The organism is Bacteroides sp. L10-4, assembly GCF_013373675.1.
Taxonomy (GTDB): Bacteria; Bacteroidota; Bacteroidia; order Bacteroidales; family Bacteroidaceae; genus Bacteroides; species Bacteroides muris.
The window spans coordinates 1-9,207 of sequence record NZ_JABXJH010000090.1 but is presented as its reverse complement, the minus strand read 5'-3'; the positions used below and the strand labels follow the sequence as shown (position 1 = coordinate 9,207).

Sequence of the window (9,207 nt, the reverse complement as noted above, 5' to 3'; positions counted from 1 at the left end):
TCCACGCTTTACATTCTATCGCTGACACGGCCTGGAAAAACGGACAATCCCCTCTTAAAGCTATATTGGCGCTCGTCTAAACTGACGGGCTAATTCTTCGTATCCTTTGTTCTCGCTGAATAGTTACCTTTTAACAGCGAATAGACGAAGTGCAGTTCCCTTGCAAGCCGTTGTATGTCAAGCCCCCTCAAAAAAGACTGCTCAAAGGACAGACCGAAAAACACCTGCCGGAACAACATGGCAGTGTCCTCGATGTCCACATCCTGCCGTATCTCCCCTGTGTCCTTTGCCGACTGTATGGCGGCTCTCCAAAACTCGTAGTCCTGCCGGAACATGCCTGCTATCTTTTCCTCCACATCCGGATAATAAAGCCGAACCTGCATCATAAGATGGTAATAATAGAAATTGAAGCTGCATCCTGCTGGATTGTTGCCGTCATCAAGAAGCGATATGAGTTTCCGCATGGTCTGTTCCACACCTTTTATATATTGTTCGATAAATTCCGACAAGGTGGCAGCCTTGAAACGAAACTTATTTGCCACCGACTGCATACCGAAAACATATTTATCTATAACCGCCACGAAAAGGTCCAGTTTTATCGGATAATAATACACCAGTCCGGCTTTCGTCAGCCCGCAGGCTTTTCCGATTTCTACCTGACTTGCCTTCTCATAATTCATCTTGGCGAAAACGCGCAGGGCGTTTTCAAGCACTTCTTCACGGTTGGTTATCATGATAAAATTAAATTGATTGATATTTATCTTCCAAAGATAGGACATTATCTTGAGATACAGGTAAGAAACGCTGAAGAATCTTCCATATTCAGATAGATAGACCGACCGCGTCTGCATAACAGTGCGGTCGGTCTGTAATGGCATGGGTCATATCTTTATCCCTTTCGGGCGGTTTTCATTCTTTAACTGAAAACCCGGACGTCCGATGATGACACGGTCGGCAATTTCATTGCCCGATGGACTTCGTTCATTCATTGGGTTGCGAATCCGGGGAGCTTCCTCGGTGTGCTGTGGCGGCACGTTCCGTACACCTTCCGAAACCGTCTTGACCTCCTGCCCGTCGTTCTCCTTTTCGGCGACTTCCGGCGTTGGCGGTGCAAGTTCCAGCTGGATCTTGCGGTCAAGCGCGGCAAGTTCGGATTTCAACTGTTTCAGTTCGTCCTCCTTCTTCCACACCTTGCCCGCTATCTCCTGCAACTGCGGAATCTCCTTTTCCAGCACCTCATTCTTCGCCTTGTACTGGTCGATGATGGACGGAATCCTCTCCAAAGCGTTCAGGAAATTGCGTGCGGCAGCCACCGGGTCAGCCATCGCCAGATGCCCGTTGTTGTAGGTGTACTTGTAGTTTCCCTCCACCACAAAGCGGTTGTCGGTAAACTCCAATCCTTCTTTGAGCATCCTTTCGCTGACCACCTTTATCGGAAAACCGTAAAGTTCTCCGACAGGCTTGTACAATCCACCCGTCGTGGCGTTCTTGGCGATTTCCTGCAAACGCTTTCCGATAACCTTTTCATCGGTAGAATCCATGCCATCCACCTTGACTGTATTCAGGCGGTTGCCTTCCTTGTCGGTCTGCACAACGGAAAGAAAACGGTTCCAGTCTTCCGTCATGGCTTCGATGACCACCGTATTGTTACGCAGTTCTCCTGTTTTGGATTCCAGCTTGAACTCCGAATCGCGCTTGCCCTTGTTGAACGACTTGCGTTCCCCTTCGAGCGAGGCGATGCGCTTCTCTAATTTCGCTTTGTCGAGCAGATCGGTATTGCCGGAGAGCAGTGCCATGTATTCCGAGAAGTTCATGCCCGATTTCTCGTCCATAGCTCCCTCGTCGATGGTACGTGCGCCCATAGCCCCGCTTTTGAGCTGCGATATGAACGTCTGCTTGCAGTGCAGCAGGTTGAACTTGTAGCTGTCCAACGACTTCTCCACGGCGTAGATGATGACATCCACGTTGTTCCCGGCAAAATGCTTGGCAATCTCGTTCCCGGCTCTAACTCCTCGTCCGTCACGCTGTTGCAGGTCGGACGGACGCCACGGTGTATCGAGGTGATGGATTGCAACACACCTTTTTTGCGCATTTACGCCCGTTCCGAGCATAGAGGTGGAACCGAACAATACACGCACCGTCCCGGCGTTCATCGCATCTATCACCGCCTTGCGAGCCTTGTCGGTCTTGCACTCCTGAATGAAGCGCACCTCGCTTGCCGGTATGCCGTAGTCCTCCGTCAGTTTCCGCTTTATCTCGCTGTACACGTTCCACCCGTCGCCCGGCTGGTATGTCCCCAAATCCGAGAAAACGAACTGCGTTCCCTTGTGCGCGTCGTATTTGTGGTAATATTCTGCAATCATCTTGGCACAGTGGGAAGCCTTGTTGTCGGGATGGTCATCGTAATGCGGGTCTATCATGCGCATGTCCAATGCCATCTTCCGTGCGTAATCGGTGGCGATAAGCATCTTTGCCTTCTCCTCCGTTTCAGACAGCGGCATTCGGCCCAGCAACGTCGCGTCGCCCGTCTTCGCAAATTCCATCAGTTGTTTGATGAAATATTCTTGGTCGGGCGTAGGCGGTATATTGTGAAGTATCTCGTTCTTGTGCGGACGGTCCACGCCAACGTCTTCCGCCGTGCGGTAATCGGTGATCTCGTTGTAGAAGGCCGCAAGCTCCGGAACTTTGATAAAATAGCGGAAACGCTCCTTCTGCACCACGTTGTTCGTCACGTTGAACTCGAAGTCGGTCGTCTTCTTGGCGAAAATCGCCGCCCATGCGTCGAAGCACCGGATATCCTGCCGTTCCAATTCCTTCGGACGCAGATATTTGAAGAGCAGGTACAGTTCCGTCAGACTGTTGGAAATGGTCGTGCCGGACAGGAACGTAGCCCCCAAGTCCTTGCCCGTGCGCTCCTGTATGGTTCGGATGGCAAAGAGCATATTCAGGGCTTTCTGGCTTCCTTCACTATTACCCAATCCCGCCACGCGGTCATGCCGGGTATTGAAAGTCAAGTTCTTGAATTGATGGCTCTCGTCAATGAAGATATGGTCGATGCCCATCTGCTTGAAGTCCACTACGTCATCTGTACGCGATTGGATGGCGTGTTCCACCTTCTCCAGTTTCGCCACAAGGTTGTGCTTGCGCTTCTCCAGTCCTTTCAGCATCGCCCGCGACACGTTCTTGCCCTGCTGCCGCAGGACTTCGAGGTTTTCCTCCACCGTGTCAAGCTCCGCTTGCAGGATGCGCTGCTGCAACTCCGGTGACTGCGGAATCTTGCCGAACTGGTCGTGCGACATGATGACGCAATCGTAGTCGTTGTTCTTGATGTTGTTGAAGAAGCGCACGCGGTTGGCGGTCGAGAAGTCCTTTTCCGAAGCGTAGAGGATGCGGGCATTCGGATAGGCAGCCTGATAGGTGGCGGCAATCTCCGCGACATTGGCTTTCAGCCCGATAATCATAGGCTTGTGCGCCAGATTCAGACGCTTCATCTCATGCGCTGCAATGCACATTATCAGCGTTTTACCGGTTCCCACCTCGTGGTCGCAGATCCCGCCGCCGTTCTGTTTGAGCATCCAGACGCAATCCATCTGCGACGGGTAAACACTTTGAATACCCCGGCTTGCCAATCCTTTCAGATTGAGGTCGGGAAAGGTCTGGTGCGAGCCGTCGTACTTCGGGCGCACGAAACAGTTGAACTTGCGGTTATACATCGTCGTGAGCCGTTCCTTGAACTGCGGCGACTGCTCTTCCAGCCATTCCGAGAACCCGTTGCGGATTTCGTCAATCTTGGCGTTGGCGAGCTGTATGCCCTCGCTGTCGCGCACCTTGATGTCATTGCCATGCTCGTCCTTGCCGATGGACTTCATCATGTCGGGACAGGTATTGTGCAGGGCGTGTTTCAACAGGTGCATACCGTCATAGTTCCGGTAATAGCCCTTCACTAAAAACTCGTCCGTGATTTTCATGGTGCGGTAGCCGCACGCCACCGAAAACTCATCCATGCTTGCGGAGTAGGCGATTTTCACGTCCGTGTCGAAAAGATGGCTCATGTAGGCGGCATACACGCCCGTCGGAATCCAGCGTTCCCCGAAGTTGAAGTCGAGGTCCTCAAAGGCGATACGCTGCGGCTCGGCTTCCTTCAAAGCCTCCAACGCCTCCTTAACCTCCGGCAGCCGTTCACTTTCGGGATTGCCGCCCATCCATGCCTCAATCCGTTCCGCCTTCTCTATCACGTTCCCCGCGATGAACCTGTCCTTTATCTCGTAACCGGTTACGAGCGGGTTGTAGAAGACCCGCCCTTTGAGGGCGTCAAGCAATCCCTCCTCCGTGCTGTCGGTGATCTCCCGCATATAGTCGAGATTGACCGTGCCGAACTTGTTGAGCGATGCGGAGAGTGCCTCTTCGGGAGAGCTTACGTTGGCATAGCTCTCCACAGAGAAGGAAACGGGACGCTCGAAAATGTCCGCCTTGACGAACCTGCCGTCCTCCGCACGTTCCAGCGAAAGGATGTCGCGCCCTCCGGCATCCATCATCACCAGTTTCACGTTCTGTCTGGCGTTGAGGTTGCCGTAGCGCATGACAAACTCGTCGTAGCAGGTGTTCAGGTGTTCACGCCACACGGGATTTGCCTCGCGCCTGTTCGTTTCATAGCGGTACAGCCGCTCGTATGCGTCACGGAGCGACACATACAGCAACGCCTTCTCCTTCTGGAAGCCCGTTAGTCCGAGTGGATGGAATGTCGCGCCGTAGGGCGTGATGTCCTTCAGATAACCGATGTCGCGTGCCCTGCTTGCCACCAGCGAGCCTTCACGCAGGTGCATTTCCGGCGTGCGGTGGTAGGGGCGCGGCATAAGGTCAGGGGCTTCCTCCTTCGGCTTTTCCGGTTCAATTTCAGGGAAAAGTGAAGTGGCTGCCTGCTCACTTGGGCTATTGTCCGTAACGGGAATGGGAGTTGCCTCCGGCTGTGCTTCAGTCTGTTGTGCCGTTTCCTTCTCCGGTTTGTTATCAAACGAAGGCACAAAGGCAGGATTCAGCGTGTCCTTGACACCCGACTTTTTCAGTTGTTCCTGTCTGTGCCGTTCCGCTTCAAGACGTAGAGCCTTGCGCCGCTCCGGCGTCAGGCTCATCATCGTTTCGTAGAAGCCGTTGATGGGCGGATTGGTGTCCCAGTCCAGCGTGGCGTAAATATCATCAGGGTCGCTTTGTTTGACGATATTATCCGGCTTTGCCTCCTTGCTTCCGGTTGCAGGCTTGACGGTTTCAATGGGAGGCGCGGCGGTAACCTGCGGTTTCGGTTTGGGGACGGCGCGTTTTGCCGTGCTTTCCTTTTTCGACGCCTTTTTCTTCTTGGGGGATTCCGGCTTGCGGACTTCCTCCGTCATTCCCCAGAGGTCGAGCAGGGAGAGCTGCACGCCCGCCTGATAATTCGGTTTGCGGGGCTCTATCTCCGGCTTTTCCTCTATCAGTTGCGGTTTTTCGGTTCGGGCTTCTTCCGTCCGTGCCGTAATTGTCGCTTCCGGCTTCATGGCAGGCTGTTCCGGCTTGGTTTCAACGGCAACCGCTTTTCGCTCCCCCGCTTGCCCGATTGCGCCCGAATACAGGCGCATGGCAAGCCTCATGTGGCAGTCCTCGTCAAGCATACGGCGCAGGTCCTCCGCGATGCCTGCCGTCTTGCCATCGTGCGTATAGACCATAGCGGGCTTGCCGTAAGGGTCGGTGTCGAGTTTTGCGGTCGTATGCACGATACGTTCGGGATGGCTGATGAAATAGGCGTTGTCCGTCAGGTTTGTCTTCGTGTCCGTCTGTATCACGGTCATCAGCCGTTCGTCCTGCGACAGTTCCGTCTTGCGCAGGTTCTTTTGCAGTACGATAAGGTCGCTGCCCACCTCTGTCCCCGCATTGTCCGAAAACAGGTTGTTGGGCAGGCGTATCGCCGATACCAGATTCGCCTGACGGAACAGCTCGTCGCGCACGGAGGTCTTGGAACTGTTCAATACCCCCTGCGAGGTGATGAACGCCACGATGCCGCCGTCGCGCACTGTGTCCAGCCCTTTCAGGAAAAAATAGTTGTGGATGGCTTTTTGCGCCGAACGCCTGCCGAAAGATTCGCTCCTTTGAAACCCGGCGTCGAACACGGCTATGTCACCGAACGGGATGTTGGACACCGCCAAGTCGAAATAGTTGTTGAACGGCTTTTCGATTTTCTCAAAACCGTCTATGCGCATCTTTTTGTCGGGGTGGAGCTGCCGCAGGATAGTACCCGTGAGGAGGTCTTTCTCAAACGCCATCACATCCGCATCGGGACTGTGCCGCAGCACGGCGTCCACGAACACGCCGACACCCGCCGACGGTTCCAGCACGCGGGCTGGGCGGACGCTGTAATCCGCCAGCACATCGGCTATGGTGTCGGTTATCTCTTTCGGGGTGTAGAAGGCTGTCAGCACGGACGCTTTCAGCGAGTCCACATACCGCTTGTACTGCGTATCGTCCTTGCTGTTCCCGCGTACCAGCCTGTGCAGTTCCGCAGTAGGGGCAAACAGTTCGAGGTCGGATTTCGCCCAGTGGACGGCGTCCGTCAGTTCCCTTGCCGGGTTCAGGATACATTTCAGCCCGCCGAAACCGCAATACTTTTGAAGTACCGCACGTTCTTCGGGGGTTGCCGCTCTCCGTTCCCTGTCAAGGATGAATGCCGTCCGTATCGCCTCGATATTGTCCCGCAGCCGTTGTTTGCGGTTAAACGCCATACTCGTCGATATAAAGGACGATGGCCCCCGTCAGCTCCGTGTAGAGCAGGTCGTAATCGGGCGACAGGGCGAAATTGTCGTCCGCAAGGTCATAAATGGAGAATACGTTTCCGACAAGCGGAAGCAGTTTCCGGGTAAAGGATTCATGCTCCGCTTCCGGCACATCGTCGGCAAACTCGTTTTCCACGACTTCGCGCAGGATGGCGTACTTGGAGTAGCGAAGTCCCTCCGTCAGCGTGCGCATCGCCAGTTCCTGCGCACCGGCAGCAGGATAGCCTTCGAGCATTGCCCGTTCATACGTTCCGGCGGCACGGTCGGCGCGTTCACGGATGAAGGCTTCGTCGGTCGCCTGTTCAAACCTGTTTGTTCTGAGATAGTCCAGCAGGTACAGACCGTAGTAGGAGAAGTCGGTCTGACCCTCGTTTTTCTTCTTGTTGTTCATTACTTTGGAATTTAGTGGATTGATAATGATATGGATAATCGTCTGAAAAGGAGAAAGAAAAGGCACTCGGTATCCCTCCGAGTGCCACCACTAAATCCAAAGTATGAGTGTAATCCGGTATCGAAGAACAATTCATTACTCTGAACCAGTGGCAAAGTTACTCATTATTTTCTTCTTTTCGTAGGAGTAGGCTTACTTTTCCTTTCGGGGAACACCAAAGTCGTGTTGTAGTCCCCGTCAAAGGCTACTATGGCATCGAAGCTCTTTCCCTGCTTGCTTTTGAAGCCTTTGAGCAGCTTCGTGTGCCCGTCGGTGAGCAGGTCTTTGATCTCGTCATCGGTGAGGGTGCGGTTCGCCTTCAGCCTGAAGACGGGCAGCCCGCACTCCGCGTTGTCGCAGCGGACAACCTTGCCGTAGAACTGCATCGTGCCGGTTCCGCACTTGGGGCACTTGCAGCCGGAATCCCTGCGGGCGAACAGCTTGTCGCACGAGAGCAGTTCGGAAGTGATTTCGCGTGTGTAAGCCTCTATCTCCTTGCGGAAGGTGTCGGCAGGCAGCTCCCCGCGCTCAATGCGTGCCAGCTCCTTCTCCCATTCGCCCGTCATGGCGACGTCGGCGATGCGCATCGCCTTCACGACCGAATGGAGGGCAAGCCCTTTTTCAGTCGGCACAAGCGACTTCTTGCAGCGTTCCATGTAGCCGCGCTTGAAGAGCGTTTCGATGATGGCGGCGCGGGTGGCGGGCGTGCCGATGCCGCAGTCCTTCAAAGCCTGACGCAGCGCGTCGTCCTCTATCTCCTTGCCTGCCGTTTCCATAGCGGACAGCAGGGTGGCTTCGGTATGCAGCGGCTTGGGCTTGGTCTTGCCCTCCGTGATGGAGCAGCCTTTCAGCGGCAGCGTGTCGCCTTCCCGCCAGCCGGGGATAGCGGTTTCCTCCTTGTCTTCCACGCCATAGACGGCACGCCACCCGGCTTGCCTGATGATGCAGCCTTTTGTCACGAACTCCACTCCGGCACATTCCGCCGTGACGATGGCGGTGTCCTTGACGCATTTTTCGGAGAAAGCCTCGATCATGCGCCCGGCAATCATCTGATAGACGGTATTGTCTTCTTTGGAGAGGAACAGCGGCTTCTCGCCCGTGACGAGCAGGGCATGGTGGTCCGTCACCTTGTCGCCGTCCACGCTGCGGCGTGTCGGCACTGCCTTCGGATTGACTTTCTCTTTCCATTCGGGCAGGCTGCCGATGAAGGAGAGCAGCTTGGGGATTTCGGCGAACACGTCTTCGGGGATGTAGCGGCTGCCGGTTCTCGGATAGGTGACAAGTTTCTTTTCATAGAGCTTCTGCGCGATTTCAAGCGTATGTTCGGCGGTGAAGCCGTGTTTGGCGTTCGCTTCCTTCTGGAGAGTGGTCAGGTCGTAGAGAAGTGGAGTTTCCTCCGTCTTCTCCTTGCGTTCGGCTTTCGTGACGGTGGCTGTGCCTGCTCCCTTTACCTTATTATATAGTTCCGTTGCAGGCTCTTTCTCCTTCCATTTTTCGGAAGAGGAGAACTTCACGGTATCGCCGTCGCAGCCGTCGGTTGCGACATGGAGCTGCCAGAAGGCTTCGGGCGTGAAACGCCGGTTCTCCCAGTAACGTGCGCACACCATCGCCAACGTGGGCGTCTGCACCCGCCCGACGGAGTATGTGCCGTGTCCGGCGGCGATGGAGAGTGCCTGCGTGCCGTTGATGCCCACCAGCCAGTCCGATTCACTCCGCGCTTTGGCGGCAAGGTAGAGGTTGTCGTATTTGTCGCCCGCTTCGAGGTCGCGTAATCCCTCGCGGATAGCCTTGTCGGTGAGCGAGCTTATCCAGAGGCGCACGAAAGGCGTGGTGCATCCGGTGTAATGGTAGAGGGTAGGCTCGGCACTCGGCGCCTTGTCGTCTTGCGACGGTAGGTTTCCGAGAGCCTGCCCCCGAACCGTACGTACAAGTCTCCCTGTATACGGCTCTCCGTTGGTTTTCCTCATTTTAACGAACATG

3 protein-coding genes and 1 pseudogene are annotated in these 9,207 nt (G+C 55.0%); all 4 read right to left on the bottom strand.

The window, feature by feature from the left end:
- Positions 1-89: 89 nt before the first annotated feature.
- Complete coding sequence (locus HU824_RS18330) at positions 90-734, bottom strand: TetR/AcrR family transcriptional regulator (protein ID WP_176469636.1); 645 nt, start codon at positions 732-734, stop codon at positions 90-92.
- Between the two features lie 147 nt (positions 735-881).
- Positions 882-6,746, bottom strand: coding sequence for an N-6 DNA methylase (locus HU824_RS18325; protein ID WP_176469635.1), 5,865 nt, complete (start codon positions 6,744-6,746; stop codon positions 882-884).
- Positions 6,736-7,254, bottom strand: coding sequence for a DUF1896 domain-containing protein (locus HU824_RS18320; RefSeq protein ID WP_369692709.1), 519 nt, complete (start codon positions 7,252-7,254; stop codon positions 6,736-6,738). Before HU824_RS18320 ends, HU824_RS18325 begins: the two co-directional genes overlap by 11 nt.
- Before the next feature lie 98 nt (positions 7,255-7,352).
- Positions 7,353-9,080, bottom strand: a pseudogene (locus HU824_RS18315) (DNA topoisomerase); the annotation flags it as partial.
- Positions 9,081-9,207 lie beyond the last annotated feature (127 nt).

Bases quoted from the DNA above. Each gene is read 5' to 3' on its own strand.
- HU824_RS18330 (WP_176469636.1), bottom strand. From the start codon at position 734: ATGATAACCAACCGTGAAGAAGTGCTTGAAAACGCCCTGCGCGTTTTC.
- HU824_RS18325 (WP_176469635.1), bottom strand. From the start codon at position 6,746: ATGGCGTTTAACCGCAAACAACGGCTGCGGGACAATATCGAGGCGATA.